We start from the raw sequence: 294 nt of genomic DNA, 5'->3' as shown, positions 1-294 counted from the left end.
GTGCTGTGCAAGTGCACGACATCCGGTTGCTCCTTGAAAATCACACAGGCCAGTTTCCAGTCAAACCGCAACAGAGACAGGACGTCGCGCTTGTTCCGGGAAAAGGTCCTGATGTTTTTCTCATCAATACCGTGCAGCTCTTTCTTCTGATCGAATGGAACCAGATAAACCAGTTCATACTTCAGTGCGTGGTCCTGAGGAGGGGTCGATATTGTACGGATGACCGTCGCAACACCACCTTTGATTGTTTCCGCAACGTGCAGTATTTTTTTCATATGCCACCTATCTCCATGA

The 294-nt window shown here is 48.6% G+C and carries 1 pseudogene; it reads right to left on the bottom strand.

Annotated features, from left to right (window positions below):
* A pseudogene (locus BK660_RS31905) lies at window positions 1–275 on the bottom strand (glycosyltransferase); the annotation flags it as partial.
* Between the last annotated feature and the right edge of the window lie 19 nt (window positions 276–294).

Source organism: Pseudomonas brassicacearum (assembly GCF_003732265.1).
Lineage (GTDB): Bacteria > Pseudomonadota > Gammaproteobacteria > Pseudomonadales > Pseudomonadaceae > Aquipseudomonas > Aquipseudomonas brassicacearum_D.
Note: the sequence above shows the minus strand (reverse complement) of the source record. Positions and strands in the feature narration are given on the sequence as shown.